Origin of the sequence: Acidovorax sp. NCPPB 3576 (genome assembly GCF_028473605.1) — a bacterium.
Taxonomy (GTDB): domain Bacteria; phylum Pseudomonadota; class Gammaproteobacteria; order Burkholderiales; family Burkholderiaceae_C; genus Paracidovorax.
Window position 1 is genome coordinate 1,183,136 of the sequence record NZ_CP097267.1, and the last position, 26,714, is coordinate 1,209,849.

The window sequence follows — 26,714 nt, forward strand, 5'->3', positions numbered from 1 at the left end:
CCAATCCTTCAACCCACCCCGAGGAGATGGCCCATGGGCCTCAGCACCCACGTTCTCGACACCATGCACGGATGCCCCGCGGTCGGCATGGCCGTGGCCCTGTATGCCACCCACGGCGAGGCCGCCACGCTGCTGCAGCGGCTGGTGCTCAACGCCGATGGCCGCACCGATGCGCCGCTGTTCGACAACGCCAGCCTGCGCGCGGGCACCTACCGCCTCACGTTCGACGTGGCGGGCTATTTCCGCAGCCGGGGCGTGCAGCTGCCCGAGCCGAACTTCCTGACCCAGGTGAGCCTGGACTTCGGCGTGGCCCACGCGGACCAGCACTACCACGTGCCGCTGCTGGTCAGCCCGTGGAGCTATTCCACCTACCGCGGCTCCTGAGCGCGGACCGCCGCGCCGGTCGGGCGAAGGCTGGGCTCAGAGCTGGCCCTCGGTCAGCGTGTCGAGCTGGAAGCGCCCGGATTGGTGCCACAGCCAAGTGTCGGTGTAGGTGACCTTGCCCATCCGCGAAGGCACGGGGTAGGGCGCGGCGGCGCGCACGGTGCGCTCGATCTCGGCGATGACCTCGGGCGCATGGCGCGGCGCACGCATCCAGTTCAGCCGGGTCACGCGGCCGGCGCGGTCGATGTCCACCTGCAGCGTGCCGATGGCATACAGCAAGGGCGGCAGCTTGCCCTTGTAGATGCGGTGGGCGTTCAGGCCGTACAGGTGGGTGGCGGCGTCCTGCCGGTAGGCGCGTGGCGTGTCGGCGGCCGAGGGGCGGGCGGAGCCTTTCTCTGCGGGCACCGGGCCCACCACCTCCTTCTCCAGCGGGCTGCTGGTGTCCGACGCCGCCTTGGCGGGCGGAGGCTCCGGTTCCGGCCCCGACGATCGGCAAGCCGCAATGAGGGACGCCAGGGCGGCCATGACGCTGGCCGCCAGCCACCGGCCGCGCGGCCGGCGAGGGAGCCGTTCAGGAGAAGGGGAGGGCATGGGCAGGTCTCTCTGTGGCTATGCTGTGCGGTGCCCGCGCTGCCGTTGCGCGGGGCGTACCGGAGGACTCGGATGGTGATGGCGGCGTTGCATCGTTTGCTGGAGGGCTTGGCGCACGGCCCGGCCTGCGTGGTGGAGGTGGAGTCTACCCAAGGCTCGGTGCCGCGCGAAAGCGGCGCGTGGATGGCCGTGCTGGCTGATGGCCTGGCCGGCACCATCGGCGGCGGGCGGCTGGAGTTCGATGCCATCGCGCAGGCGCGCCGCCGGCTGGCGGGCGAGGGCGGCCCTGCCGTGTTGCGGTTCGCGCTCGGGCCCAGCCTGGGGCAGTGCTGCGGCGGCGTGGTGTTCCTGCGGTTCACCGTGGTGGGACCGGGCGAGCGTGCCGCGCTGGCGCAGCGGCTGGCGCCCCGGCGCACGCCCGTGGCATTGTTCGGCGCGGGCCATGTGGGGCATGCGCTGGTTCGCGTGCTGTCGGCCCTGCCGTTCGCCCTGACCTGGATCGACAGCCGCGACAGCGTGTTTCCCGCATTCCCCATCGCCCCCGCCGAGGCGCCGCCCAGCGTGGCGTGCGAGCATTCCGACCCGGTGCAAGCCGCCGTGCCGTCGCTCGCGCCGGGCTCGCGCGTGCTCGTCATGAGCTTCAGCCACGCCGAGGACCTGGACGTGGTGGCCGCGTGCCTGCTGCGCCAGCGCGAACGGGGCGACCTGCCCTTCATCGGGCTCATCGGCAGCCGCACGAAGTGGGCGACGTTCTCGCACCGGCTGGCCGCGCGCGGCTTCGCGCCCGGCGAATTGGCGCGGGTCACCTGCCCCATCGGGCTGCCCGGCATCGCAGGCAAGGAGCCCGAGGTGATCGCCGTGTCGGTGGCGGCGCAACTGCTGGGCCTGCCGGTGCCGCCGGCCCCCGCGCAGCCCGGGTAAATCCGCACGCCGCCGTGCCGCGCCGGGCGTTCGGCAGGAACGATTCCTGCATACACTCGCGGCACAGGTCACAGCGGTGCCCGGAGCCGATGCGTGTCGTCAGCCCCCAGGTGCGCGGCCTTTTCTTCTGCTCAGAGCGCCCGCAGTGGTGAGCAGGTTGACCGGGTGGTGCGCCGCGCACCGCCCCCATGGCGCCTGCGTGCGCCGCCGAGGCTGAGACACATGGAAAGCTATCTCCTCGACTGGGCCAACCTGCTGCTGCGCTGGGTCCACGTCATCACCGCGATCGCCTGGGTGGGCTCGTCGTTCTACTTCGTCTTCCTGGACAGCAGCCTCACGCCGCCGGTCGATGACGACCTGAAAAAACAGGGCGTGAGCGGCGAACTCTGGGCCGTGCACGGCGGCGGCTTCTACCACCCGGTCAAGTTCGCCGTCTCGCCGCCGAAGCTGCCTGCGCACCTGCACTGGTTCTACTGGGAAAGCTACAGCACCTGGCTGAGCGGCTTCGCGCTGTTCACCGTGTCGTACCTGTGGAGCGCCGGCACCTACCTCATCGACAAATCGCGCATGGACTGGGCGCCGCCCGCGGCCATCGGCGCGGCGCTGGGCTTCCTGGTCGTCTTCTGGCTGCTGTACGACGCCGTGTGCCGCCTGTTCGGGCAACGCAGGAACGGCGACGCCATCGTCGGCGCGCTCGTGTTCGGGCTGGTGTGCGTGGCCTCGTGGCTGGCCTGCCACTGGTTCGCCGGCCGCGCGGCCTTCCTGCTGGTGGGCGCGATGATCGCCACGGCCATGAGTGCCAACGTGTTCTTCTGGATCATTCCGGGGCAGAAGAAGATGGTGGCCGCCATCCAGGCCGGCCAGCCCGTGGACCCGGTCCACGGCCAGCGCGGCAAGCAGCGTAGCGTGCACAACACGTACTTCACGCTGCCGGTGCTGTTCGCCATGCTGTCCAACCACTACAGCTTCACCTGGAGCCACCCGCAGAACTGGCTGGTGCTGATCGTGATGATGTTCGCCGGCGCGGCCATCCGGCAGTTCTTCGTCATGCGCCACGGCCACAAGCTCGGGCGCAACGGCAACCCGTTGCCCTATGCGCTGGCGGGTGTGGCGGCCATCGTTGGCGCCATCGTGTGGATGCGGCCCGTGCCACCGGCCGCCGCACCGGTGGCTGCAGGTAATGCTACTGATTTGATAGCTAAAGGGGCAAGCAATCCGCCGGCATCGGGCACGATCGGCTTTGAAAAGCTGCAGCCCGTGCTGGCGCAGCGCTGCTATCTGTGCCACGGCGAGCAGGTGCAGATGAAGAACCTGCGGCTCGACTCGCCCGATTCGGTCAAGCAGCACGCCCAGGCCATCTACCAGCAGGCCGTGGTGCAAAAGCTCATGCCCATGAACAACGCCACCGGCATGACGGACGAAGAGCGCAACCTGGTGCGGCGCTGGTTCGAAGGCGGCGCCCCGGTGCCCTGACGCTGGAGGTTTTCAGTCCGTCGCGACCCGCGCGGCGGCCTTGCGCGCACCCAGCGATGCGCCCGACCGTGGTGGCGTGGTGGCCCGGTCCATGCTGGGGCTGCTGGCGTTGGCGTGGCCACGGTCATGGCTTTCTGCGTGGCCAGGGGTGCTGCGATCGTCCGCTGCGTCGCGCCAGGCCAGGCCGCTGGCGGCCAGCTTGGCATCGTGCTTGGCCAGGGCCGCGAGGTTGGCCACTTCCTCCGCATGCGCGATGGTGCCGGGCGTGATGCGCACCGCGCCGATCGACAGCGTGGTGCAGGTGAAAAAGCGCTTCACGCCGTGCCGGTCCTCGGCCCAGATGCCGCCGGCCTTGCGCGAGGCATCGTCGAACAGGGCCAGGGCCTCCTGCGCGAATTCCTCGACGATTTGCTGGCAGCGGTGCAGCCAGTCCGTGCTCTGGAACAGCAGCATGAAGTCGTCGCCGCCCACATGCCCCACGAAGTCGCGCTGCGCATCGCAGTGGGTCACGGCCAGGCGCGCCACGAGGCGGATCATCTGGTCGCCGCGCCAGTATCCGTAGTAGTCGTTGAACGGCTTGAAGTGGTTCAGGTCGGCATAGCAGGCGACGAATTCCGTGCCGCTGTCCAGCAGCCGCTGCATATGCAGGCTGATGGGGATGTTGCCCGGCAGGAAGGTCAGCGGGTTGGCATGGCGCGCGGCCTCGATGCGTGCCTCGGTCACGCTGCGCACCAGCTGGTCGCCGGTGCCCAGGCCCGCATAGCGGCCGTTGTCGGTGACGATGAAGCCGTCGTTCAGATAGCGCTGGTCCTGCGAGGTGAGGATGCCCACGAGCTGGTCCACGTCGCAGTCGAGCTCCACCACGCGGGGCGCGTGGTTGGCGAACGCCATGCAGGGCTTTCGCCCGTGCACCTCGCGGAAGTACAGCGTGGCGTAGTGGTTCATGAACTGCTGGCGGTTGATGAGCGCCACGGGCCGCGTCCCGTCCACCACCGCCATCGCGTGCAGGTCGGCATGGGCCTTGAACAGCCCGGCCACCGTGTCGTTGCGGGTCTCCGGCGTGGCCGTGGGCGCCTGCACCACGATCAGGTTGCGCAGGATGCCCGGCCGCACGTTGTGGCCCAGGTGGGGCAGCACCGCCACGCGGCGGTCGCGCAGGGCATCGAGCGCCGGCAGCAGGATGGTGTCGCGCGGCAGCGGGGCGGGGCGGCCGAGCAGGTAGCCCTGGCCGTAGGGAATGTCCAGGTCGCGCAGGGCGCGCAGGTCGTCCTGCGTCTCGATGCCTTCGGCGATGAGCGTGGTGCCGAACACGTCGGCGATGCTCTTGATGGCCTGCAGCATCTGCAGGTTTTCGGGGTGGGCGCCGATGTCGCGCACGAAGTATTTGTCGATCTTCACGAAGTCGGGCTTGGCCTCGGACCACAGCCGCAGGCTGGAGCGGCCGTCGCCGAAGTCGTCCAGCGCCAGCCGGGCGCCGCTGGCATGCACTTCCTTCAGCGCGTGGCGCAGCGAGTCCATGTCGGTCACGCGTTCGTGCTCGGTGATCTCCAGCACCACCATGCGGGCCGACACGCCCAGCGCCTGCACGGCCTCGGCCAGCGAGGCGCCGCCGCGCAGCGCCACGCCGCGCACCAGCGCATCGGCGCTGATGTTCACGAACAAGCGGCCGGGCGCACCCAGCACGCCCCACTGGTGCAGCGCGATGAACACGCACAGCAGCTTGAAGTCCTGCAGCAGGCCCTCCTCGCTCGCGCACTGCAGTAGCGCATCGGGCGTGTGCAGGGGCGTGTCCGCGGGGCCGCGGATCAGCGCTTCGTGCGCATAGATGCCGCCCTCGCGCAGATCCGCCAGGGGCTGGAACACGCAGTAAAGGCCATCGCCGCGCATCAACTGCGCCAGCGGCCCGGTGCCGCTGCGTGCTCCGGACGAAAGCACCGCAAGCAAGGCATCGCGCCGGCCCCGGGGGGATGCATCGATCATGGTTACAACCTCACACAATTCAAGGTGGACCATAGCCCTGCACCGTGACAGCCAAATGACAGGCGTGGGGGATTCGCTACGGGTCGCTGCGCAGGTCGGCGTGATCCACCGCGTATTTGACGAGCGCCGCCTGGCCGTCGATGCGCAGCTTGCGGCGCAGGTGCAGGCGATGCGTCTCGACCGTGCGTACCGAGGTGCCCATGCGCTGGGCGATGTCCTTGTTGGAGCGGCCCTCGGCCAGCAACTCCAGCACCGCGGCCTCGCGCGGGGTGAGCGCGCGGCCCGACGGGGCCGCAGCGGGAGGCGCCTCGTACAGCAAGGCCTGCACGCCTTCGCTGAAGTAGCGCCCGCCGGCATGTACCGCCTCGATCGCCTGGACCAGCTGCAGCGCCGGGGCGTCCTTGAGCACGTAGCCCCGCACGCCCAGCGCGGCCGCGCGGCGCACGTATTCGCCATCGTGGTGCATGGACAGCACCAGCACGCGCACCTGCGGAAATCGGTCGCGGAACACCGTGGCCAGGTGGATGCCGCTCGCATCCGGCATGCGGATGTCGGTCACCACGATGTCGGGCCGCACGGCGGCGGCCAGGTCCACGGCCTCTTGCACGCCGCCCGCCTCGCCCGCGACGCGGATGTGGCCCGTGGCCTCCAGCCGCATGCGCACGCCGTCGCGCACCAGCGGGTGGTCGTCCACCAGCAGCACGCGGATGGGATCGCCCCCGCTCATGCGGGCACCTGCGACGGCTCGAACCCGGGGTACGGCGAGTCGTGGTCGCCCTGCATCGGCAGCACGGCCAGCACGCGCGTGCCGCGGCGGCCGGAGGCCACGCCGAACGTGCCGCCCAGGCCTTCGATGCGCTCGCGCATGTTGCGCAGGCCGATGCCGCCCTGGCCATCGGCCTGCACGCGCTGCACGTCGAAGCCGCGGCCATCGTCGATCACCGACAGGCTCACGCGCCGGGGCCCGAAGCGCAGCAGCAGCTCCACCTGCGTCGCGTGGGCGTGCATCTGGGCGTTGGTCAATGCCTCCTGCGCCACGCGGAACAGCGCGGTGCCGTGGCTGGTGGGCAGCGGGTGCGCCGTGCCGCGCAGCACGAACCGCACGGGCAGGCCGGTGTGGTCCTGCACCTGCTGCGCCATGAGGGCCAGCGCCGGCGCCAGGCCCAGGTCGTCCAGCAGGGCGGGGCGCAGGCCGTGCGAGACGCGGCGGATCTCCAGCAGCGCATGGTTGAGCCGGTCCAGGCCCTGGTCCAGCACGTGGTGCGGCCCGGAGGCCGCGCGCGCGGCCCACTGCACCTGGGCGGTCTCGAGCAGGAACTTGGAGGACACCAGCACCTGCACCACGCCGTCGTGCAGTTCGCGCGCCACGCGCACGCGCTCTTCCTCCTGCGAGCGCACCACCCGCTGCGCGAGCCGGCGCAGCTTGGCGCTGGCCACGCGGTGGTCGCTGAGGTTCAGCGCCAGCCCGGCCAGCCCGATCAGCACGATGCACAGCGCCGCGATGCCGTAGATGCGCCGGCGCGTGCCGTCGATGTTCTCCTGCGCGCGCAGATCGATGCGGCGCAGCGTGTCGTGCACGTCGTCCAGGTACAGGCCCGTGCCGATCACCCATTCCCAGCCGGGCAGCGTCATCACGTAGGCGAGCTTGGGCACTGTCTGCTGAGAGGACGGCTTTTGCCACAGGTAGCGCACCAGCCCCCCGCCCTCGCGTGCCTTGGCAAGGATCAGGTTGGCCGGCGCCTCGCTCTGCGGATTGGACGGGTCGCACAGGTCCACGCCGGCCAGCCCCATCTGCTGGGCGTCCAGCAGCACGTTGCCCTGGCGGTCGTAGACGAAGAAGTACCCGTCCTTGCCGAACTGCATGCGCGAGAGCAGGGCCAGCGCCTGCTGCTGGCGCGCCGCCGGGTCCGCCACGTCGGCCGCGATGCGGGCCATGGCGCTCTGGGCCAGCTGCACGTAGTGGTGCAGCTCGGTTTCCTTGCTGTGCAGGTAGGCCGACTCGACCAGCTCCCGCTCCTGGTGCGCCAGTTTCAGGGTCTGGTGGCGCACGGTGACGGCCACGGAACCCAGCGCCACCAGGATGGGAATGGTCGATAGCAGCAAAAGCTTGAGCCGCAATTGCATGAAGGCTTTGTTGAAGAGGAAAGCGCTGACTATCTGCCGCCGACTGCCAATGTCAAGCGGGTTATTTCGAGGGATCATGGGATATTCCGGGAATCCGTGAAAATATGTAAAGACGGCCGATGCGATCGAATGGGGCAGAGAATCGCCAAAAGTCAAAATGCGACGGGGCGGCCTGGGGGTGGATTATGAGAAGGCGACTTCGATAATCACCCCTGTGGTGCCTGGGGCCGCCGCTGGTGGGGCGTTGGCACCGGCTTGGTGCGCACCTTGTGAGTGCTTGCTACCGCAGCATCTGCACCGCAGCAAGGCCTGTGCAGCAGAAGGCATGCCAGCCACGGGCGGGGCGGTGGTTTGCGTACTCCTGCGTAGGCCGGTCTGCGTACTACTGCGTAAGGGAAAAAGGTGCTTCGTTTTAGCGGGTTTCGCTGCCTAAAATTCTTTCGCGAATCAGGATTTCCAGGACAAAAGCAGGCGCGCCGAAAGATTATGGGAAATGCGGTCGCATGCAAGTGGATCGGGCATGCCGGTTTATCCGCGCATTGGCCGAATCATTTTCATCGTCATATTGAAAGTCGTTGCAAAGGACATTCCATGAATAATCGGATTCCCCGCCACCGCGTGGCCTGGACGGGCGCTGCCCTGGCGGCCTGCGCGCTGATGGCGGGCTGCGCCGCGCCGTCCAAGCGCGAGGTGCTGTCCACCACGCAGATCTATCCGGCCATCGGGCCGTATTCGCAAATGGTGGCCCACGGAAACACGCTGTATTTCTCGGGCGTCCTGCCCCTCAATGCGGCGGGCAATGCGGTCAATGGCACCACCATCGAGGAGCAGACCCGCGCCGTGCTCGATTTCATGGGCGCCAAGCTGCGCTCGCAGGGCCTGTCGTACGAGGACGTGCTCTCCACCACGGTCTACATGAAGGACCTGAACGAGTTCGCCGCCATGAACAAGGTGTACGGCGAGTACTTCCGCACCGCTGCGCCTGCCCGCGCCACGGTGGAGGTGGCGCGGCTGCCGCGCGACGTGAAGATCGAAATCTCGGCCATCGTCGGCCGCCGCTGAAGCGCTGTGGTCCTGCCTCCACGCCCCAAGGAGTTTTCCCATGAATGAAGAAGCCACTTCCCTGATGGCAGCGCCCGGCGCTGCCGCTCCCCTGGACCTGTCCGCCGTGTCGCGCTGGAGCGCCAAGCGCCGCGACTTTCTGCGCGTGCTCGGCTATGGCGCCGGCGCGGCGACGCTCGGGCCCCTGGTGGCCGCGTGCGGCAGCAGCGGCGCGCAGACCCAGGCCGAAGCCCTGCGCGAGCAGCTCATGCGCGACGAGGCGTTCTGGACGGGCGTGCAGGGCATGTTCGTGCTCAAGCCCGAGAAGACCTACATGAACATCGGCACCGGCGGCTCCATGCCCAAGCTGGTGCTGGAAACGTTCGATGCCGAGAACCGCAAGAAGGCGGCCGATTCCGGCAGCGGCTACGGCAACCTGCTGGACCTGCGCAAGCAGGTGGCCCCGGGCTTCGGCGTGGATGCGGACGAACTCGCGTTCTCGGCCAACACCTCCTCGGGCATGTGCCACGCCATCCTGGGGCTGGACTGGCAGCGCGGCGATGTGGTGGTCACCACCAACCACGAGCACGGCGGGGGCGACACGCCGCTCAAGATCGCCACCGACCGCTACGGCATCGAAGTCTCGCGCATCGCGCTGCCGGTGGGCAACAACCAGACGGCCGCCACCTACGTGAACCTGTTCGACCAGCGCATCCGCGCGCTCAAGGCCCAGGGCAAGCGCGTGCGCGCCATGATGTGGTCCTCGCCCACGTACAAGACCGGCACCATGCTGCCGATCGCCGAACTGATGGCGGTGGTGAAGGCGCACGAGCTCATCAGCATCGTGGACGGCGCCCACCTGCCGGGCATGATGGCCTACAACTATGCGGAGCTGGGCATGGACTTCATGTCCGGCGCGGGGCACAAGTGGCAGTGCGGCCCGGGCTCGACCGGCATCCTGGTGGTGCGCAACAAAATGCGCGCCTCCAACCCGATGCCGCTGCCAAGGTGGTTCCCGGTGCACACCAGTTCGTACGCCGCCAAGGACCGCACCACCAACGGCACCGAGACCTATGACATCGCCGCGACGATCACCAGCTGCGGCAGCCTGCACACGCCCATGTTCATGGCGCTGGCCCAGGCCTGCGCGCAGTGGGATGGCATCGGCCGCAAGAAGATCGAGACCTACGACCTCACGCTGTCGTCCTACCTCAAGGAAAAGATCGCCGAGCGCTGGGGCGTGGATTCGCTGTACTCGCCCAAGGACGATCCCAAGCTGCTTTCCGCGCTCACCTCGTTCAACCCGTTCCCGAACAAGGACGACGTGATGAACGCGCAGAAGTCCACGGCCTTCGTGGCACGCATGCTGAGCGAATACCCGCAGGGCTTCGTGATCCGCAATGCCGACTTCCCCGTCATCGGCGCGCCGGCCAACCACTACGGCGTGCGCATCTCCACCCACCTGTGGCACGACGCGCGCGACATTGATCTGCTGGTCGATGCCATGTGGGACCTGTCGCGCAAGATCTGATCCGGCAGCGCTGCCGCACCTGGAAAAAAAGCGCGGGAGTCGCCTCCCGCGCTTTTCCGTTTTGGGCGTTCTTGACGCCGGGCGGCGATCAGAAGCGGTGGCGGATGCCCACGCCGAAGCTGTTGCCCTTCGTCTGCGCCGTGATGCGGTCGTTCATGAGCATGGCGTACACGTCGGTGCGCTTGGACAGGAAGTGGTCGTAGCCCAGCGTGAAGGTCTTGCGGTCGATGTCGGTCTGCGTCATCTCGGTCTTGACCCACTCCACCAGCACCTTGCCGGCCGGGCCGACCGGCACCGAGGCGCCCAGCTGCACCGTCTTGGCCTTGTTGGTGGTGTTGTCGGCCTTGGCCTCGCCGTAGCTCACGAAGGGCTTGACCAGGCCGAAGTCGTAGGCGCCCAGCAGCATCCAGTCGGTCTTCTTCGTGCCCAGGTAGGCATTGGGAACGGCGGGGTTGCTGATCTGGTCGCGCTCGTAGAAGCCCGTCAGCGTCACGGGGCCGCCGAAGTAGAAGAAGTTGGCGCCGAAGTTCTTCTTGCCGTTGTCGCCCGGCTGCTCGCCGAACTGGTACTGGATGTTGGCGGTGAAGCCGCCGATCTTGGGCGTGCTATAGACGATCTGGTTGCTCCAGCCCGTGTCGGACGGCGTGGTCGCGCCCCAGCCGGTGCCATTGAACAGCGGCACGTTCATGTGCAGGATCAGCGGCGAGAAGGTGAACGAGTCGCCGAACGGGTTGCCCACCACCGAAGGCAGAAAGTTGGGCGCCATCCAGCGGCCCAGCATCACCGAGCCGAAGTCGCCCGACAGGCTGACGTTGGCATCGCGCGAGAAGAACGTGTCGTTGGCGAATCGGCCCTGAGAGCCGTTGTCCACCTTGATGAACGAGGTCAGCAGGAAGTTAGCCTTCAGCCCGCCGCCGAGGTCTTCCGTGCCCTTGAAGCCGAACCACGAGGTCGTGAGGCCGCCGCTGTCCACGACCGACTTGCGGCCTGCATCGCCCGCCATCTTGATGGACCCCGCGAACACGTCGGCCAGGCCCGTGAGCTGCACGGAGCTTTGGGCCTGCGCCCCGGCGGAACAAAGCAGCGCTGCACCCAGTGCGATCCAATTCTTTTTCATACGACTCCTGCGAAAGGGAAAAAAGGGAAAAGGGGGAAGGACGGTGCCGATGGCTCGGCGATGGACACGGTGTCTTCCGGGCCCCAGCGAAGGGCCGTGAAAGACGTGTCGATTTGCAAAAGATTCAAAGCAAGTACCGTGCCTTCCCCATGCCACGGGTGGGGGAATGCCAGGCAGGTCGGTAGGAAGGGGCTGCATGTGCCAGAGCGCACCGCATTTGACTTTGCTCAACACCGCGTGGCGGTGCTGCCTTCACAGTGCGTTCTTATGTTTCCCTCCCCTTCCATCCCCCCGCCAGCCAAGACCGAGGCTCCCGCCGGCGAGGTGCTGCGCGAGCGCCACCAGCGTCCGGCCAGCGTGCTGTACCTGGACAGCGGCCGGGTGCTGCTCGGGGTGCGCGAGGATGGGCAGCTTCGGCACCAGTTGGGTGCGGTGGAGGGGCCTTGCTGGCTCGATGCCGCACCGGCGCTGCTGGGCCAGGCGTGCATGGTGGACATGGTGGCGGACACGCGCGTACTGCTGCGCCGCATGCCGCTGGAGGCGTTCAAGACCGGCTTCGAGTCGCTGCCTTCGCCAGCCCGCGCGCTGGTGTACGACATGGCCCGCGGCTATTGCCAGCAGACCGAACTGGCCGTGAGCCGCCTGGCGCAGGACGCCGAGGCGCGCTGCGCCCAGTGGCTGCTGCGGCACGCCCAGCACGACGATGCGGGCACGCTGCGCGTGACGCTGCACCAGCGCAAGCGGCTCATCGCCGCGCAACTGGGCATCGCACCCGAAACGCTGTCGCGCGTGCTGCGGCACCTGCGCGATCATGGGCTCATTTCGGGCACGGGAAAAGTCCTCAACCTGCCACGGCCCAGCGCTTTGCAGGTGGTGGCCGGGGTCGGCTGAAGGCGGTCTGCCGGCCCTTCCCGCGGGCCTTGAGTGGGACGGGTGCAACAGGGGCCGAAGGGCTTTGCAGCCGCGTTGGCGGGCGCTGGCAGCGCCCCCGTCTCTGGCCATGGGCACTGCGCCGGGCGCTTGCGAAAGGGCTCAGGGTTTCCCCCGGACCGACCGAGGGTTCCACCCAACCCGCGCCCGCGGGGGGCTGCGTATATTCGTTCGCAACCCACTGCACATTCCGCCTGACAGCATGCCCCGCGCCTTCTGCCGCCCCTTTGCCAGAGGTGCTTCGTCCACGGAGCCCCGATGACGCCGCCATCGCACGAAGTGCTCGATGCCGAGCAGGACGCGGCCGGCGATGCCCCCGGTTGGCTGCTGCCCGGCCCGCTCGTGCGGCGGCTGATGCTGATCGCCGTGCTGGCGGTGGTGTTCGCCGGGGCGCTGGCCGCGTGGACCGTGTCGCGTGCGGCGGGCGAAGAGGCCATGCGCCGGCTCGTGGCCCAGCAGACCGACGAGGTCGAAGTGGTCGCGCGGCTGCTGGCCAGCAAGATCGAGCAGAGCCAGAAAGTGCTCAGCACCGTGGCCGAGGGCATTCAGCCGGTCATGCTCGACTCGCCTTCGTCCCTGGGCTGGCTGCTGCAGCAAGGCCTGCCGGCGGTGCGCTTCTTCGATGCCATGCAGGTCGTGCGGCAGGACGGCACCGTGGCCATCAACCTGCAATATGGCCGGCTGGACAGCGGCTCCAACCTCGACCCCGCCGAGCGCGACAGCCTGCGCCGCACCCTGCTGGAGGGCAAGCCGCTGGTGTCGGGCGTGATCGGCGGGCGGCCGAGCGAAGCCCGCGTGATGTTCACGCTGCCGCTGCACCGGGACGAGGGCACGGTGGTGGGCGCCGTCTCGGGCGTGCTGCGCCTGCAATCGCAGGGGCTGCTGCCGCCGTCGATGTCGCTGCCGGCGCGCAAGGATTCGCGGCTCATCGTCTTCACGCGCGACGGCACCATCCTGTCGCACCCCGATCCCGCACGCGTGATGGGCAGCGTGCGCGACGAGGCCGGGCTGTCGCAGGTGTTCGCGCGGTCCGGCGACAAGGAGCAGCCGGTGTTGGGGCGCGGCTTCACCGAACGGCTGCCGGGCCATGTGGTCAGCCTGGCCGGCATGCCCATGACCCAATGGACCGTGGCGCGCGTGAACGATGCGCAGGCGTTGCTCGCACCGCTGGAGGGCGCGCAGCGGCGTGCCGCCTGGATGGCCGCGGCCCTCATCGGCGCGGCCGCGCTGCTGGCCGTGGCGTGCATGGCCTGGCTGGCGCAGCCGCTGGCCCGGCTGTGCCACCGCGCCGACCGCATGGGCCTGCGTGCCCCTGGCGCCCATGAAGACATGCCCTGGCCGCGGGGCTCCGGCGAAGTGGACGGGCTGGCAGCGGCCTGCCGCGGCCTGCTGGACGAGCGTGCCAGCACGCAGGCGCAGGTGGGCGTGCTGCGCGGGCAGCTGCAGTCCATCCTGGACCATGCGCCCACCGGCATCATCATCACGCGCGGAGAAAATCTGCAGGTCGTGAGCCTGCAGGCCGGCCGCATGCTGGGCTACGAGCCCGCGCAACTTCAGGGCCGCCTGGCCCGCGTGCTCTATGTGAGCGATGGCGAGTACGAACACCTCAAGCGGCGCGTGCGGGCGGAGTTCTCGGCCCACGGCACCTTCGACGGCGACGTGTGCTTTCTGCGCCAGGACGGCAGCGCGGTGTGGGCCCGGGTGCTGGGCCGTTCGGTGCGCGGCGCCGCGGGCGGCGCGGGCACGGTGTGGATGCTGGAAGACCTGACCGCCGCGCGCGAGGCCCGCCGCCGCGAAAACTGGGCCGATGGCCTAGACGCCCTCACGCAGCTGGCCAACCGCGAGGCTTTCAATCAGCGCCTGCATGCGCTGCTGGCTGACCGCGCAGCCCGCCCCGACACGGTGCAGGCGCACCCGGGTGGGGAGGCGGGGGAGGGCGTGGTGCTGTTCCTCGACCTGGACCATTTCACCGTGGTCAACGCGATCGCCGGGCACGATGCGGGCGACGACGTGCTGCGCCACGTGGGCCGCCTCATCGAGACGCAGGTGCGATCGGTGGGCTGGGCTGCGCGGCTGGGGGGCGACGAGTTCGCCGTGGTGCTGCCCGGCTGCCCGCCGGGGCGCGGGCTGGCGATTGCCCAGCAGCTGTGCGCCGCGGTGCGGGCCTGGGAACCGTCTTACCAGGGGCGCAGCTACACGCTGGGCGTCAGCATCGGCCTCGTGCCGCTGGACAGCGGCGTGTACGACGTGAACGCCGTGCTCCACGCGGCCGACATGGCGTGCTACGAGGCCAAGCGCGCGGGCCGCGACCGGGTGGAGGTGCGTTCGGTGCGGCGGGGGCGGGCGCAGCGCGCGGCGTGAGGTTTGCCGATAATCCCGCCGTGCCCCGCCCCCATCGCCCATCGCCGTGGAACCTCCTTGCTTTCAGTGGCGGGCTGGCGCGTTGGCAAGCCCGCGTGCGCTGGGTCATGGCGTGGTTCGTTCTGTCGCTGGGCGTGGCGGTGGCCTCTCCCATCGTGCATTCTCCGGGGGGCGAGTGGGTCTGCTCCGGCGTCGGAACGATGACGGCCATGGTGCATGCCGACGACGGCGTGCAGCCCGCGGGCCTGGCGCACTGGGACTGCCCGCTGTGCATGCTGGCCGGGCCACCGGCGCAGCCGCCGGCGGTTGCCCTGCCGGCCGTGCTGCCGCTGTCGCGCGCGGTGCAGTCCATTGCGGCCGCGCGCATCGCTGCGGCCACTTCGGCGCCCCTTCCGGCGCGCGGGCCGCCGCGGCTCTCCTGAGATGGCCTTCGATTTCGCAGCGCGTGCGGCTTTACTGGGCAACGCGCCGCGATGTGTTCCGCACCGATCAGCGGCGTCCGATGGGGCGCCACAGAGAGCAGAGCCTTTCATGCATCCAAACATTGCGTTGCCCCTCGCGCTGGGCATGGCCCTTCCCTGGCTGGGCCTGAACGCCACCGCCCAAACCACCGCCCCGGCCGAAACCGCCGCCGACCGCAGCCCTTCGCTCCCGCCCGTGACCGTCATGGCGCCCGCCACTCCGGCGGCGCAGCGCAGTTCGGGCCTTGCCACCGGCACGGCCGGATCGGCGCTGGACACGCCGTTTTCCGTCACCACCGTGCCGGGCGAGCTGGTCCGCCAGCAGGGCGGCACCACCTTGCAGGACGCGCTGCGCAACGTGCCCGGCGCGCAGGCCGACTCGGGCTTCAACGGCTCGCACACGCAGTTCTTCATCCTGCGCGGCGCGGTGACCGACAGCGGCACCGGCTCCAACCGCGTGCTGCGCGACGGCGTGCGGCTCTCCAATTACCCCTACACCCCGGCATTCGTGGAAAGCGTGGACGTGCTGCGGGGCCCCGGCGCGGCCCTCGGCGTGCGCAGCGAACCGGGCGGCACCGTCAACCTCGTGACGCGCCAGCCGCAGTTGGCGAACTTCGGCAGCGCCTCGCTCGGCGCAGGCGCGCATGGCGCGCTGGAGGCTTCCGTGGATCTGAACCGCGTGCTGTCCGCCGAGAACGAACTGGCCGCCCGCGTGACGGCCACGCGGTCCCAGGCCAGCCAATGGCGGCACGTGGAGGACCGGCTCGACGGCATCAAGCTCGGGCTGGCCCAAAGCGATGGCAACCGCTACCACCTGCGCGCCAACGTGGAGGCCACCAACCAGACCTATCAGCCGGACTACGGACTTCCCGCCCTGGGCGGCCGGCCGGTCGCCGTGCCACGGGACCGGCAGCTCGGCGAGCCCTTCGGCGACTCGACCACCGACAACCGCATCTACGACCTGCACGGCGATGTCGCCCTGTCGGCCCACACGCGCTGGTCCGCCGACTTCACGCACCTGGAGGCGCATTCGACCTCGATCAAGAACCTGCTGAACGGCTCGCCGCTGGCGGGCCAGCCGGCCGGCACCTATGCCCGGGTCTCGGCCTGTGAGCCCGGCACGCAGCGCCGCATCGATTCGTTCTCGACCGCGCTGGCCAGCACGCAGGGCACCGGCGCGGTGACGCACCAGCTGTACTTCGGGGCCGACTATTACAAGGAGGTGCTGAACCAGCCCGCGCTGTCGGTGCCGGCCTCGACCAGCCCGGCCATCAACGTGTTCGATCCGGTGTATGGCCGGGTGACCGCGCCCCCGGCCGGGGCGGTGCTGGCGCAGAGCCTGACGACGCAGGATCTCGAATCCGTGTCGGCGTCCGCCCAGGACCAGATCGACTTCGGCGCGTGGTCGGTGGTGGCGGGCCTGCGCTTCACGCGCCAGCGCTTCCTGTACGGCACGGCCGGCGTGCTGCCCGTCGAGGAGTCGCGCTGGAACCCGAAGCTGGCGGTGCTGCGCCGGCTGTCGGAGACCGACACGGTGTATGCCAACGTGTCCACCGGCACCTCGCCCAACCAGGTGGCTTCGTCGTCGAACCAGTCCTTGCCCTCGCGCCGTTCGGCGCAGGTCGAAGCCGGCTGGAAGTCGCTGTGGCGCGGCGGCGCGGTGGTCAGCGACCTGGCGGTGTACCGCCTCGATCAGAAGAACATGATCGCGTCCGACCTGAGCACGCCGCTGAACAACTTCGACTTCACCACGGCCGGCAGCGCGCGGTCGCAGGGCATCGAGGCGTCGCTGTCCGGCCAGGTGACGGACCGGGTGACCGTGGCCGCCACCTATGCCTTCACCCATGCGAAGTACCTGCAGAACCCCGTGTACGGCGGCATGGCGGTGCCCAACGTGGCCCGGCATGCGGCCACGCTGTGGGCGCAGTACGCCTGGAACGCGCAGTGGAAGACCGGTGCGGGCCTGTACCTGCAAAGCCGGCGCTTCGCCGACGAGGCCAACACCACGGTGCTGCCCGGCTATGCGCGCTTCGACCTGAGCCAGACCTGGACGGCGAAGCTGGCCAACGGCCAGAGCGTCGAGGTCCAGGCGACGGTGCGCAACCTGTTCGACCAACACTACTTCGTGTCGAGCCACCTGCACGTGAGCCGATGGATCACGCCGGGGCAGGGGCGCAACGCGCTCGTCTCGGCCACCTACCGCTTCTGAGCGTTCGCCGCCCGGTCCATCCCGCCCAGCGCCCGCAGCACGTTCTCGGCCGTGGCGGGCGCGGTCAGCGTGACCGGCTGCCGGGCCGCTTCGGCCGGGCGCGCCGCGGCAATCGCGTTGCGCAGGGCCTCGTACACGCTGATGGCCAGCATGAACGGCGGCTCGCCCACGGCCTTGCTGCCGCCCACGTTGTCTTCACGGTTGGCCTCATGCCACAGCGCCACGGTGAAGCGCTCGGGGATGTCGCCCGTGGCCGGGATCTTGTAGGTGCTGGGGGCGTGGGTGGTGAGCCGGCCCTGGTCGTTCCACACCAGCTGCTCGGTCGTGAGCCAGCCCATGCCCTGCACGAAGCCGCCCTCGATCTGGCCGATGTCGATGGCCGGGTTGATGCTGCGGCCCACGTCGTGCAGGATGTCCACGGCCAGCACGCGGCTCTCGCCGGTGAGCGTGTCGATGGCCACCTCGGTGCAGGCCGCGCCGTAGGCGAAGTAGTAGAACGGCCGGCCGGTGAGGGTGGCCTTGTCGTAGTGGATCTTGGGCGTGCGGTAAAAACCGTCGCTCCACAGCTGGATGCGGTTGGCATATGCCTCCTTCACCACGTCGCCCCAGGCGCGCACCGAATGGGGCGTGATGACCTGCCCGCCGGCGAATTGCACCTCGCCGGCGCCGCAGTGGTCCAGGCCGCACACGAAGGCGGCGAGGTTGTCGCGCACGTGGCGCGCGGCGAACTGGGCAGCGCGGCCGTTCAGGTCGGTGCCGCTCGATGCGGCGGTGGCGCTGGCGTTGGGCACCTTGCTGGTGTCGCTGGCGGTCACCAGCACGCGCGCCAGCGGCACGCCCAGCTCGTCGGCCACGATCTGCGCCACCTTGGTGTGCAGGCCCTGGCCCATCTCGGTGCCGCCGTGGTTCACCTGCACGCTGCCGTCGGTGTACACGTGCACCAGCGCGCCGGCCTGGTTGAACAGCGTGGCGGTGAAGCTGATGCCGAACTTCACCGGCGTGATCGCCAGCCCGCGCTTGAGTACCGGGCTCGCAGCATTCCAGGCAAAAATGGCCTCTTGCCGGCGTTTATATTGGCTGGATTGCTCTAGTTTTGGTAGCAGATCGTGGAGGATGTTGTCCTCCACCGGCATCTGGTAGTGGGTGACGTTGCGGTCGGTGGTGCCGTAGAGGTTGCGCATGCGCACCGCGAGCGCATCGCACCCCAGGGCTCGCGCGATGTCGCCCAGGATGGCCTCGATGGCGATCACGCCCTGCGGCCCGCCGAAGCCGCGAAAGGCCGTGTGGCTCTGCGTGTTCGTCTTGCAGCGGTACGAGGCGATCTCGACGTTTTCCAGAAAGTACGCGTTGTCGCTGTGGAACACGGCGCGGTCGGCCACGGGGCCCGACAGGTCGGCCGAGAAGCCGCAGTTGGCTGCCATGCGCAGCCGCAGGCCCGCGATGCGGCCCGTGCCGTCGAAGCCCACGTCGTATTCGTAGGCGAACGGGTGGCGCTTGCCGGTGACCAGGAAGTCCTCGTCCCGGTCCAGCCGCAGCTTGACCGGGCGGCCGAACTTGTGGGCCGCCACCGCGGCCCACACGGCCAGGTGGCCGGCCTGGGTCTCCTTGCCGCCGAAGCCGCCGCCCAGGCGCCGGCATTCCACGCGCACCGCGTGGTTCTCCAGGCCCAGGGCGTGCGCCACCCAGTGCTGCACCTCGCCCGGGTGCTGGGTGCTGGAGTGGATCCACCACTGCCGCTGCTCCAGCGGCAGCGCATAGGCGATCTGGCCCTCCAGGTAGAAATGCTCCTGCCCGCCGACCTCGAAGCGGCCCTGCAGCCGGTGCGCCGCGCGGCCCAGGCCCGCGTCGGCGTCGCCACGGCGCACGAAGACGGGCGGCAGCACGTAGCTTTCGGCAGCCAGCGCCTCGTGCACGGTCAGCACCGCGGGCAGGGGGGTGATGTCCGGCACCACGGCGCGCGCGGCGCGGCGGGCCTGCATGACCGAGTCGGCCACCACCAGGCCGATCACCTGGCCCACGTGCTGCACGGTGTCGATGGCGAACACGGGCTCGTCGTGGGCGAAGGCGGCCAGCAGCTTGTCGCCTGGCACGTCGGCGCTCAGCACCACGCCGCGCACGCCCGGCAGCGCCAGCGCCGCGCGGGTGTCCACCCCGTTCAGCCGCCCATGCGCCACGGGCGAGAGGATGGGCGCGGCGTACAGCGTGCCCTTCACCTCGGGCAGGTCGTCGATGTAATGGGCGCTGCCGGCCACCTGGGCGCGCGCGCTCTCGTGGGGGTGCGAGCGGCCCATGGCGCGGGCCGGCGCGGGCGCGCCCTCGGGCGGGCGGGCCTGGGCCGTTTGCGGGCCGGCGGCACCGGCCGCGTTGGCGGCGACGGCCACCGGATCGTCTTCGGCGTCGCGGCTCAAAGGGGCGTCGTCGTGCGGGCTCATGCCAGGGCCTCCGGGCGCAGTTGCTCCAGCGAAACGGGAACGGGCAAAGGCGCGGCGTGCGGCCCCGGGTGCTCCAGCCAGAAGCGTTGCAGCAGCCCCGCGAGCACGGCGCGGCGGTATTCGCCGCTCGCCCGCATGTCGGTGATGGGCTGGAACTCGGCCTGCAACGCGGCCGCGGCGCGCTCCACCGTCTCCAGGGTCCAGGGCTGGCCGGCGAGTGCGGCTTCGGCCTGTCGTGCCCGCGCGGGCACAGCGGCGACCCCGCCCGCGCCGATGCGGGCGCGCCGCACCCGGCCGTCGGCGATGTCGAGGTTGAGCACCAGGCACACGGCGGAGATGTCGTCGTCGAAGCGCTTGGACACCTTGTAGGCCGCGAGCGATTCGCCCGGCGCGGGCAACGGCACCTCGATGCGCACGAGCAGCTCGTCCGGCGCCATCACGTTCTGGCGGTAGCCGGTGTACAGGTCTTCCAGCGCCAGCGTGCGTTCGCCGCGCAGGCTGGCCAGCACCACGCTGGCGCCCAGCGCGATCAGCAGGGGCATGGAGTCGCCGATCGGCGAGCCGTTGGCCACGTTGCCGCCCAGCGTGCCGGAGTTGCGCACGGGCAGCCCGGCGAAGCGCGCGGCGAAGCGGTGCAGCACGGGCCAGTGGGCCTGCAGCGCATCGAACGCGTCGGCCAGCGGCACGGCCGCGCCGATGGACAGCCGCCCGCCCTGCGTGCCGATGCGGCGCAGCTCCTGCGCCCGCGTGACGTCGAGCATCTGCGCGAACTGGCGGTGCTGCTTGGTGATCCACAGGCCCACGTCGGTGGCGCCGGCCACCACCTGGGCGGTGGGGTGCGCGGCGCGCGCGGCCAGCAACTCGGCCAGCGTGGCCGGGGCCAGGTACGCGTCGCCGGGCACGGGCGCCTGCCGGGCCAGCGATGCCAGCTGCGGCAACAGTTGCGTTTCGTCCACCTGCATGCGGGGCAGGGCGGCCATCCGCTCGGCCGCGTCCAGGATGGGGCGGTAGCCGGTGCAGCGGCACAGGTTGCCCGACAGGTCGTGCACGGCCTGCTCGCGCGTGACCGTGCGGCCCTGGCACACGTGGTTCTGGTACATGCCGAACAGGCCCATCACGAAGCCCGGCGTGCAGAAGCCGCACTGCGAGCCGTGGCACTGCACCATGGCTTCCTGGGCGGGGTGCAGGCCCGGCGCGCTGGAGGGGGCGCCGCTGGAGGACGGGGTGGCGGGCGGCGCGGGCTGGAGCAGCGGGTCCTGGTCCAGGTCTTCCACCGTCCACAGCGCCATGCCGTCGATGGAGTGGGCCAGGCGGATGCAGCTGTTCACGGCCCGGTAGCGCACGCGGCCGTCCACGGCCTCGCCCAGCACCACGGTGCAGGCGCCGCAGTCGCCCTCGCCGCAGCCTTCCTTGGTGCCGGTGTGGCCCAGGTCTTCGCGCAGCACCTCCAGCAGGGTGCGGTCGGGAGGAACATGGGCCAGCGTCACGGGCTGGCCCCGGCGGATGAATCGCAGCGGGCGGGAGGTGGTCATGCGTTGTGCGGTGCAGGGTTCGGTCGTTGGGGCCAGTGTGCGCGCCATGTCGGGACAGGGTAGGGCCCCGGGGGGTGGCGGCGCATATGGGCGAGCGTATAACGGCCATGCGCCGGGCGCCATGCCCGGAACACCGGCCGTTGCTTTGGCCCCGCTTGCTGCCTTCGGCTGGCACGGATGCTGCGTCCCTCGGCGGCGCCACGCCAAGGTGGCAGGCCGCAGACCCACAAGGACACCGGATGGACATCGATTTCTCGCAACTCGGCGCCTACGAGCGCTACAAGCTGATGGCCAGCCTGATCGTGCCGCGCCCGATCGCGCTCATCACCACCCTCGGGGAGGACGGCACGGTGAACGCCGCACCATTCAGCATGTTCAACATGCTGGGCGAGGACCCGCCGGTGCTGATGGTGAGCATCAACCGGCTGCAGGGCGGCCGCCTCAAGGACACGGCCGCCAACATCCTGCGCACGGGCGAATTCGTGGTGCACATCGCCGACGAGGCCATGGCCCAGCGCATGCATGCCTGCGGCGACGCGCTGCCGCCGCACGAGAGCGAGCTGGTGCATGCCGGCCTCACCCCGGTGCCGTCGCGCAGCGTGGCCCCGCCGCGCATCGCCGAGGCCCCCGTGGCGTTCGAATGCGTGCTGCACGAAACCATGGAAACGGCCAGCCGCTACGTCTTCATCGGCCGCGTGCAGTGGCTGGGCGCGCGCGAGGGCCTGGTGGACACCGAGCGCTGGCGCGTGCGGCTGCAGGACTACCACCCGGTAGGGCGGTTCGGCGCGAGCTTCTACGTGACGACCGGCGACCGTTTCTCGCTCGACCCGGCGCCGCAGCCGGGCGCCGCGCGTTCGACGGCCATCGACGAGATCTGACCCCCCGGGCCGCCGCGTTGGTACTTGCCTGGCTCGCGGTCGCGCGGCCCCGGCGCTACAGTGCGATGTCCCCTTGCCTTCTTCACTGCGCCCTCGCTCCGCCACCGGCAGGCCCGGCGTGCCATACGCGTTGGCGTATGGCTGGAATGCCCCCACCCTTATGAGAGACCAAGCCCTTTTCGACAAGATAGACCTCCATCTCATAAGGGTCTTGCACACCGTGTTGACTGAACGCAGCGTATCGCGGGCCGCCGTGCGGCTGGGCATGCACCAGCCGGCCGTGTCGGCGGCGCTGCGCCGCCTGCGCGATCTGGCGGGCGATCCGCTGCTGGTGCGCTCGGGCGCCGCCATGCTGCCCACCGATGCCGCGCTGCGCATGGTGGAGCCGGCGGGCGCCATCCTGCGGTCGGCCGAGGCGCTGTTCTCCGATGCGCGCGGGTTCGACGCGCGCACGGCCACCCGCACCTTCCGCATCGCCGCGAGCGACTACCTGGACCCGCTCTTCCTGCCGCGCCTGGTGGCCCGCCTCAAGGCCGAGGCGCCGCTGTGCCCGGTCGAGGTGCTGCCGCTGTCGGCCGACGCGCACTACCACGCGCACCTGGCGCAGGGCGAGGTGGACGTGGTCATCGGCAACTGGCCCCAGCCACCCGACGACCTGCACATGGGGCGGTTGTTCGGCGACGAGGTGGTCTGCCTCGTGAGCCCCTCGCACCCGGCGGTGCGCCGCGGCTGGGACACGGACGAGTGGCTGGCTGCCGAGCACATCGCTCCCACGCCCACGCACCCCGGCGCGCGCGGCGTGATCGACGCGCACCTCGACTCCCTGGGCCTGCAGCGCCGCATTACGGCGCGCTGCGCCCATTTCAGCCTGATCCCGGAGATGGTCGCCGCCAGCCTGCTGGTGCTCACCACGGGGCGGCAGTTCTGCGAGCGCTTCACCGACCGCCTGCCGCTCACCGTGCTGCCGTGCCCGGTGCCCTTCCCGCGCCTGATGTACTACCAGCTGTGGCATGCCCGCACTCACCATTCGGCCGCCGCCATGTGGCTGCGCGACAGCGTGCGCACCGTGGCGGCATCGCTACGAAAACCATAGCTGCCGACGCATGAAGGACGTGCGCAGCATTCCGGTTTCGTGCCCAACCCCGTTTGAAAATCAAGAGACAATCGCCCGCATGAATTCCTCCCACACCTCCCCCGCCGCCGCGGCGCCGGTGCCGCGCCTGCAGCTGGCGGGCATCACGAAGCGCTATCCGGCCGTGGTGGCCAACAGCGGCGTGTCTCTCACGGTGCAGCCCGGCGAGATCCACGCCGTGCTGGGCGAGAACGGCGCAGGCAAGTCCACGCTGATGAAGATCATCTACGGCGCGGTCAAGCCCGACGAGGGCAGCCTGCACTTCAACGGCCAGCCGGTGGCCGTGCGCAACCCGCAGGAGGCGAGGGCGCTGGGCATCGCCATGGTGTTCCAGCATTTCAGCCTGTTCGACACCCTCACCGTGGCCGAGAACGTGTGGCTGGGCCTGGACAAGCGGCTGCAACTGGCCGAGGTCACGCGCCGCATCTCCGCCACGGCGGCCGAGTACGGGCTGGACATCGACCCGCTGCGCCCCGTGCACACCCTGAGCGTGGGCGAGATGCAGCGTGTGGAGATCATCCGGGCGCTGCTCACCCAGCCACAGCTGCTGATCCTGGACGAGCCCACGTCGGTGCTCACGCCCCAGGCGGTCGAAAAGCTCTTCGTGGTGCTGCGCCAGCTCGCCAGCCAGGGCTGCAGCATCCTCTACATCAGCCACAAGCTGCACGAGATCCGCGCGCTGTGCACCGCCTGCACGGTGCTGCGCGGCGGCCAGGTGACGGGCGTGTGCAACCCGGCCGAAGAGTCGAACGCCTCGCTGTCGCGCCTGATGATCGGCGCCGAGCCGCCGGCGCTCACCCACCGCCCCGCGCACCTGGGCGAGACGGTGCTGCGCGTGCAGGGCCTGTCGCTGCCGCGCATGGACCCGTTCGGCGTCGATCTCATCGACCTCGGCTTCGAGGTGCGGGCGGGCGAGGTGCTCGGCATCGCCGGCGTCTCCGGCAACGGCCAGAAGGAATTGCTCTATGCCCTGTCGGGCGAGGACACGCGCGCCCAGCCCGCGATGGTGCAGGTGGCCGGCCAGGCGGCCGGGCGCATGAACCCGCGCCGCCGCCGCGCGCTGGGCCTGCATTTCGTGCCCGAGGAGCGGCTGGGCCGCGGGGCCGTGCCCACCATGGGCCTGGCGCACAACCTGCTGCTCACGCGCAGCAACTGCGTGGGGCCGGGCGGCTGGATCCGCACCGGCGCGCTGCAGGCGCATGCCCGCGCCATCATCGAGCGCTTCCACGTCAAGGCGGGCGGGCCCCATGCGGCCGCGAGGTCGCTGTCGGGCGGCAACCTGCAGAAGTTCATCGTGGGCCGCGAGATCGATGCCAATCCGCGCCTGCTCATCGTCTCGCAGCCGACCTGGGGCGTGGACGTGGGCGCGGCCGCGCAGATCCGCGGCGAAATCCTCGCCCTGCGCGATGCCGGCTGCGCCGTGCTGGTGCTCAGCGAGGAACTGGACGAGCTGTTCGAAATCTGCGACCGCCTGCACGTGGTGGCCAAGGGGCGCCTGTCGCCCTCGGTGCCGCGCGCCGAGGCCACGATGGAGCGCATCGGCGAATGGATGAGCGGGCTCTGGCATGCCGACGTGCAATCGCACCTGGCCCGTGCACCAGCGGAGGCGGCCCATGCTCAAGCTTGAAGCCCGTCCCCAGGCCTCGCGCTGGTGGACCTACGGCTCGCCGCTGCTGGCGCTGGCCGTCACGGTGCTGATCGGCCTGGCGCTGTTCGCCGCGCTGGGCAAGGACCCGGTGCGCGGGCTGCAGGTGTTCTTCTGGGAGCCCATCAAGAGCCAGTACGCCATCGGCGAGCTGATGGTCAAGGCCACGCCGCTGCTGCTGATCGCGCTGGGCCTGGCGGTGTGCTTTCGCTCCAACGTGTGGAACATCGGCGCCGAGGGGCAGTTCGTGATCGGCGCCGTGGCGGCCGGCGGCATCGCGTTGCTGGCCGACCAGACCACGGGCCCGTGGATCGTGCCCGCCATCCTGCTGGCCGGCGTGCTGGGCGGCATGGCCTGGGCCGGCATCACGGCGCTGCTGCGCGACCGCTTCAACGCCAACGAGATCCTCGTGAGCCTGATGCTGGTCTATGTGGCCACGCTGGTGCTGGGCTACCTGGTCTACGGGCCGTGGAAGGACCCCATGGGCTACAACTTTCCGCAGACCAAGACCTTCGAGCGCGTGACGCAGATCCCGCGGCTCATGCAGGGCTCGCGCGTGTCCATCGGGCTGCTGCTGGCGCTGGCGGGCGCCGCGGCGCTGTGGGTGTTCCTGTTCCGCACGCGGGCGGGCTTTGCGCAGCAGGTGGGCGGCCTGGCCCCGGCGGCCGCGCGCTATGCGGGCTTTTCGTCGCGGCGCGCGCTGTGGACGGCGCTGCTCATTTCGGGCGGCGCGGCGGGCCTGGCGGGCGCGCTGGAGGTGGCGGGGCCCATTGGCCAGCTCACGCCCTACGTGCCGGCGGGCTACGGCTTCGCGGCCATCATCGTGGCGTTCGTGGGGCGGCTGCACCCGGTGGGCATGGTGTTCTCGGCGGTGCTGATGAGCATGTTCTACATCGGCGGCGAGCTGGCGCAGTCGCGCCTGGGCCTGCCCAAGTCGCTCACGGGCGTGTTCCAGGGCCTGCTGCTGTTCACGCTGCTGGCGTGCGACACGCTCATCGCCTACCGCGTGCGGTGGGTCGGGTCCCAGGGGAGGGCCGCTTAAATGGAATCGTACGCACTGCTTCTAGGCGCCACCCTGAGCGCGGGCACCGTGCTGGCCATCGCCGCCCTGGGCCTGCTCATCAACGAGAAGGCCGGCATCGTCAACCTGGGGGCCGAGGGCATGATGCTCTGCGCGGCCATCGCGGGTTTCGCCACCGTGGTGCACACCGGCAACACCTGGCTGGGCTTCGCGGCCGGCATGGCGGCGGGGGCGTTCCTGGCGGCCATCTTCGGCGTGCTGGTGATCTGGCTCAACACCAACCAGTACGCCACGGGCCTGGCGCTGAGCCTGTTCGGGGTGGGCTTTTCCGCCTTCGCGGGCATCCGCTACGTGCAGGCCAAGCTGCCGGAACTGCCCAAGTACGCCGTGCCCGGGCTGGGCGACCTGCCCATCGTCGGGCCCGCGCTGTTCCGCCAGCACCCCATCGTGTACCTCACCATGGCGCTGGTGGCGGGGCTGGTGTGGTTCCTGTACCGCTCGCGCGCCGGCCTGGTGCTGCGCTCGGTGGGCGAGTCGCCCGAGTCGGCCCATGCGCTGGGCTACCCGGTGCGGCGCATCCGCCTGGCGGCCGTGGTGGCCGGGGGCGCGCTGTGCGGGCTGTCGGGCGCCTACATCTCCACGGTCTATACGCCGCTGTGGGTGGAGGGCATGGTGGCCGGCCGCGGCTGGATCGCGCTGGCGCTCACCACCTTCGCCACCTGGCGGCCGGCACGGGTGTTGCTTGGTGCCTACCTGTTCGGCGGCGTGACCATGCTGCAGTTCCACCTGCAGGCCACGGGCGTGCAGGTGGCCAGCCAGCTGCTGAGCATGCTGCCCTACGTGGCCACCATCGTGGTGCTGGCGCTGATCTCCCGCAACCCGGCCTGGATCCGCGTGAACATGCCGGCCTCGCTCGGCAAGCCGTTCCATCCCGGGTCGTGACATCCTCCG

21 protein-coding genes are annotated in these 26,714 nt (G+C 70.2%); 14 read left to right on the forward strand and 7 right to left on the reverse strand.

All coding sequences use genetic code 11. The features are described from left to right. Positions 1-33 precede the first annotated feature (33 nt). On the forward strand, positions 34-384 hold the full coding sequence (gene uraH / locus M5C98_RS05505; protein WP_272551471.1) for a hydroxyisourate hydrolase: 351 nt from the start codon (positions 34-36) through the stop codon (positions 382-384). Between the two features lie 36 nt (positions 385-420). Here the strand turns inward: uraH and M5C98_RS05510 are convergent, their stop codons facing one another. Then, on the reverse strand, positions 421-909 hold the full coding sequence (locus M5C98_RS05510; protein WP_272553164.1) for a hypothetical protein: 489 nt from the start codon (positions 907-909) through the stop codon (positions 421-423). Between the two features lie 144 nt (positions 910-1,053). On the opposite strand from M5C98_RS05510, the gene xdhC reads away from it, so the two are divergent. Together xdhC and M5C98_RS05520 are read left to right on the forward strand one after the other, a co-directional pair. Next, the gene (gene xdhC / locus M5C98_RS05515; protein WP_272551472.1) at positions 1,054-1,896 is read left to right on the forward strand and encodes a xanthine dehydrogenase accessory protein XdhC; all 843 of its coding nucleotides are present in this window, start codon (positions 1,054-1,056) and stop codon (positions 1,894-1,896) included. 222 nt (positions 1,897-2,118) lie between these two features. Continuing rightward, a complete protein-coding gene (locus M5C98_RS05520) occupies positions 2,119-3,369 on the forward strand; it encodes a urate hydroxylase PuuD (protein WP_272551473.1) in 1,251 nt (416 codons plus the stop codon). Positions 3,370-3,381: 12 nt separating this feature from the next. Here the strand turns inward: M5C98_RS05520 and M5C98_RS05525 are convergent, their stop codons facing one another. The 3 genes from M5C98_RS05525 to M5C98_RS05535 all read right to left on the reverse strand — a co-directional run bounded on the left by M5C98_RS05525 (position 3,382) and on the right by M5C98_RS05535 (position 7,473). Beyond that, on the reverse strand, positions 3,382-5,349 hold the full coding sequence (locus M5C98_RS05525; protein WP_272551474.1) for a phosphodiesterase: 1,968 nt from the start codon (positions 5,347-5,349) through the stop codon (positions 3,382-3,384). 76 nt (positions 5,350-5,425) lie between these two features. Further along, the gene (locus M5C98_RS05530; RefSeq protein ID WP_272551476.1) at positions 5,426-6,076 is read right to left on the reverse strand and encodes a response regulator; all 651 of its coding nucleotides are present in this window, start codon (positions 6,074-6,076) and stop codon (positions 5,426-5,428) included. After that, positions 6,073-7,473 (reverse strand): cache domain-containing protein, encoded by a 1,401-nt coding sequence (locus M5C98_RS05535; protein ID WP_272551477.1) that lies wholly within the window; start codon positions 7,471-7,473, stop codon positions 6,073-6,075. Before M5C98_RS05535 ends, M5C98_RS05530 begins: the two co-directional genes overlap by 4 nt. Before the next feature lie 591 nt (positions 7,474-8,064). Between M5C98_RS05535 and M5C98_RS05540 the strand changes: the two genes are divergently transcribed. Both M5C98_RS05540 and M5C98_RS05545 read left to right on the forward strand, forming a co-directional pair. Then, complete coding sequence (locus tag M5C98_RS05540; RefSeq protein WP_272551479.1) at positions 8,065-8,535, forward strand: Rid family detoxifying hydrolase; 471 nt, start codon at positions 8,065-8,067, stop codon at positions 8,533-8,535. A 40-nt stretch (positions 8,536-8,575) separates the two neighbouring features. After that, positions 8,576-10,045: an aminotransferase class V-fold PLP-dependent enzyme gene (locus M5C98_RS05545; RefSeq protein ID WP_442867235.1), complete on the forward strand. Its 1,470-nt coding sequence runs from the start codon at positions 8,576-8,578 to the stop codon at positions 10,043-10,045. Between the two features lie 88 nt (positions 10,046-10,133). Here the strand turns inward: M5C98_RS05545 and M5C98_RS05550 are convergent, their stop codons facing one another. Then, positions 10,134-11,162, reverse strand: coding sequence for a porin (locus M5C98_RS05550; RefSeq protein WP_272551481.1), 1,029 nt, complete (start codon positions 11,160-11,162; stop codon positions 10,134-10,136). A gap of 267 nt (positions 11,163-11,429) precedes the next feature. On the opposite strand from M5C98_RS05550, the gene M5C98_RS05555 reads away from it, so the two are divergent. From M5C98_RS05555 to M5C98_RS05570, 4 genes are all read left to right on the forward strand, one after another. Then, the gene (locus M5C98_RS05555) at positions 11,430-12,053 is read left to right on the forward strand and encodes a Crp/Fnr family transcriptional regulator (RefSeq protein ID WP_272551482.1); all 624 of its coding nucleotides are present in this window, start codon (positions 11,430-11,432) and stop codon (positions 12,051-12,053) included. Positions 12,054-12,350: 297 nt separating this feature from the next. After that, a complete protein-coding gene (locus M5C98_RS05560; RefSeq protein ID WP_272551484.1) occupies positions 12,351-14,453 on the forward strand; it encodes a sensor domain-containing diguanylate cyclase in 2,103 nt (700 codons plus the stop codon). Positions 14,454-14,473: 20 nt separating this feature from the next. Further along, positions 14,474-14,875 carry a hypothetical protein gene (locus M5C98_RS05565; protein ID WP_442867236.1) on the forward strand — a complete coding sequence of 134 codons (402 nt, stop codon included), beginning with the start codon at positions 14,474-14,476 and terminating at the stop codon, positions 14,873-14,875. 109 nt (positions 14,876-14,984) lie between these two features. Continuing rightward, positions 14,985-17,123, forward strand: a complete 2,139-nt coding sequence (locus M5C98_RS05570) for a TonB-dependent receptor (protein ID WP_272551485.1) — start codon at positions 14,985-14,987, stop codon at positions 17,121-17,123. Here the strand turns inward: M5C98_RS05570 and xdhB are convergent. Continuing rightward, the gene (gene xdhB / locus M5C98_RS05575; RefSeq protein ID WP_272551486.1) at positions 17,111-19,555 is read right to left on the reverse strand and encodes a xanthine dehydrogenase molybdopterin binding subunit; all 2,445 of its coding nucleotides are present in this window, start codon (positions 19,553-19,555) and stop codon (positions 17,111-17,113) included. The genes M5C98_RS05570 and xdhB overlap by 13 nt on opposite strands. Next, positions 19,552-21,087 carry a xanthine dehydrogenase small subunit gene (gene xdhA / locus M5C98_RS05580; protein ID WP_272551488.1) on the reverse strand — a complete coding sequence of 512 codons (1,536 nt, stop codon included), beginning with the start codon at positions 21,085-21,087 and terminating at the stop codon, positions 19,552-19,554. Before xdhA ends, xdhB begins: the two co-directional genes overlap by 4 nt. A gap of 239 nt (positions 21,088-21,326) precedes the next feature. Between xdhA and M5C98_RS05585 the strand changes: the two genes are divergently transcribed. From M5C98_RS05585 to M5C98_RS05605, 5 genes are all read left to right on the forward strand, one after another. Then, positions 21,327-21,965, forward strand: coding sequence for a flavin reductase family protein (locus M5C98_RS05585; protein WP_272551489.1), 639 nt, complete (start codon positions 21,327-21,329; stop codon positions 21,963-21,965). Positions 21,966-22,125: 160 nt separating this feature from the next. Then, on the forward strand, positions 22,126-23,058 hold the full coding sequence (locus M5C98_RS05590) for a LysR family transcriptional regulator (RefSeq protein WP_272551490.1): 933 nt from the start codon (positions 22,126-22,128) through the stop codon (positions 23,056-23,058). 79 nt (positions 23,059-23,137) lie between these two features. Then, entirely contained in the window at positions 23,138-24,724 is a 1,587-nt protein-coding gene (locus tag M5C98_RS05595; RefSeq protein WP_272551491.1) for an ABC transporter ATP-binding protein, read from the forward strand. Beyond that, positions 24,711-25,784 (forward strand): ABC transporter permease, encoded by a 1,074-nt coding sequence (locus M5C98_RS05600; RefSeq protein ID WP_272551492.1) that lies wholly within the window; start codon positions 24,711-24,713, stop codon positions 25,782-25,784. Before M5C98_RS05595 ends, M5C98_RS05600 begins: the two co-directional genes overlap by 14 nt. Beyond that, positions 25,785-26,705, forward strand: a complete 921-nt coding sequence (locus M5C98_RS05605) for an ABC transporter permease (RefSeq protein ID WP_272551493.1) — start codon at positions 25,785-25,787, stop codon at positions 26,703-26,705. It begins immediately after the preceding gene. The last annotated feature ends 9 nt before the right edge of the window (positions 26,706-26,714 follow it).

Excerpts from the sequence above, each read along its gene's own strand:
- M5C98_RS05555 (WP_272551482.1), top strand. The coding sequence starts at position 11,430 with ATGTTTCCCTCCCCTTCCATCCCCCCGCCAGCCAAGACCGAGGCTCCC.
- M5C98_RS05520 (WP_272551473.1), top strand. The coding sequence starts at position 2,119 with ATGGAAAGCTATCTCCTCGACTGGGCCAACCTGCTGCTGCGCTGGGTC.
- M5C98_RS05550 (WP_272551481.1), bottom strand. The coding sequence starts at position 11,162 with ATGAAAAAGAATTGGATCGCACTGGGTGCAGCGCTGCTTTGTTCCGCC.
- M5C98_RS05510 (WP_272553164.1), bottom strand. The coding sequence starts at position 909 with ATGGCCGCCCTGGCGTCCCTCATTGCGGCTTGCCGATCGTCGGGGCCG.
- M5C98_RS05585 (WP_272551489.1), top strand. The coding sequence starts at position 21,327 with ATGGACATCGATTTCTCGCAACTCGGCGCCTACGAGCGCTACAAGCTG.
- M5C98_RS05535 (WP_272551477.1), bottom strand. The coding sequence starts at position 7,473 with ATGCAATTGCGGCTCAAGCTTTTGCTGCTATCGACCATTCCCATCCTG.
- M5C98_RS05595 (WP_272551491.1), top strand. The coding sequence starts at position 23,138 with ATGAATTCCTCCCACACCTCCCCCGCCGCCGCGGCGCCGGTGCCGCGC.
- xdhB (WP_272551486.1), bottom strand. The coding sequence starts at position 19,555 with ATGAGCCCGCACGACGACGCCCCTTTGAGCCGCGACGCCGAAGACGAT.
- M5C98_RS05570 (WP_272551485.1), top strand. The coding sequence starts at position 14,985 with ATGCATCCAAACATTGCGTTGCCCCTCGCGCTGGGCATGGCCCTTCCC.
- xdhA (WP_272551488.1), bottom strand. The coding sequence starts at position 21,087 with ATGACCACCTCCCGCCCGCTGCGATTCATCCGCCGGGGCCAGCCCGTG.
- uraH (WP_272551471.1), top strand. The coding sequence starts at position 34 with ATGGGCCTCAGCACCCACGTTCTCGACACCATGCACGGATGCCCCGCG.
- M5C98_RS05530 (WP_272551476.1), bottom strand. The coding sequence starts at position 6,076 with ATGAGCGGGGGCGATCCCATCCGCGTGCTGCTGGTGGACGACCACCCG.
- M5C98_RS05605 (WP_272551493.1), top strand. The coding sequence starts at position 25,785 with ATGGAATCGTACGCACTGCTTCTAGGCGCCACCCTGAGCGCGGGCACC.
- M5C98_RS05600 (WP_272551492.1), top strand. The coding sequence starts at position 24,711 with ATGCTCAAGCTTGAAGCCCGTCCCCAGGCCTCGCGCTGGTGGACCTAC.
- M5C98_RS05540 (WP_272551479.1), top strand. The coding sequence starts at position 8,065 with ATGAATAATCGGATTCCCCGCCACCGCGTGGCCTGGACGGGCGCTGCC.
- M5C98_RS05545 (WP_442867235.1), top strand. The coding sequence starts at position 8,576 with ATGAATGAAGAAGCCACTTCCCTGATGGCAGCGCCCGGCGCTGCCGCT.
- xdhC (WP_272551472.1), top strand. The coding sequence starts at position 1,054 with ATGGCGGCGTTGCATCGTTTGCTGGAGGGCTTGGCGCACGGCCCGGCC.
- M5C98_RS05560 (WP_272551484.1), top strand. The coding sequence starts at position 12,351 with ATGACGCCGCCATCGCACGAAGTGCTCGATGCCGAGCAGGACGCGGCC.
- M5C98_RS05525 (WP_272551474.1), bottom strand. The coding sequence starts at position 5,349 with ATGATCGATGCATCCCCCCGGGGCCGGCGCGATGCCTTGCTTGCGGTG.
- M5C98_RS05590 (WP_272551490.1), top strand. The coding sequence starts at position 22,126 with ATGAGAGACCAAGCCCTTTTCGACAAGATAGACCTCCATCTCATAAGG.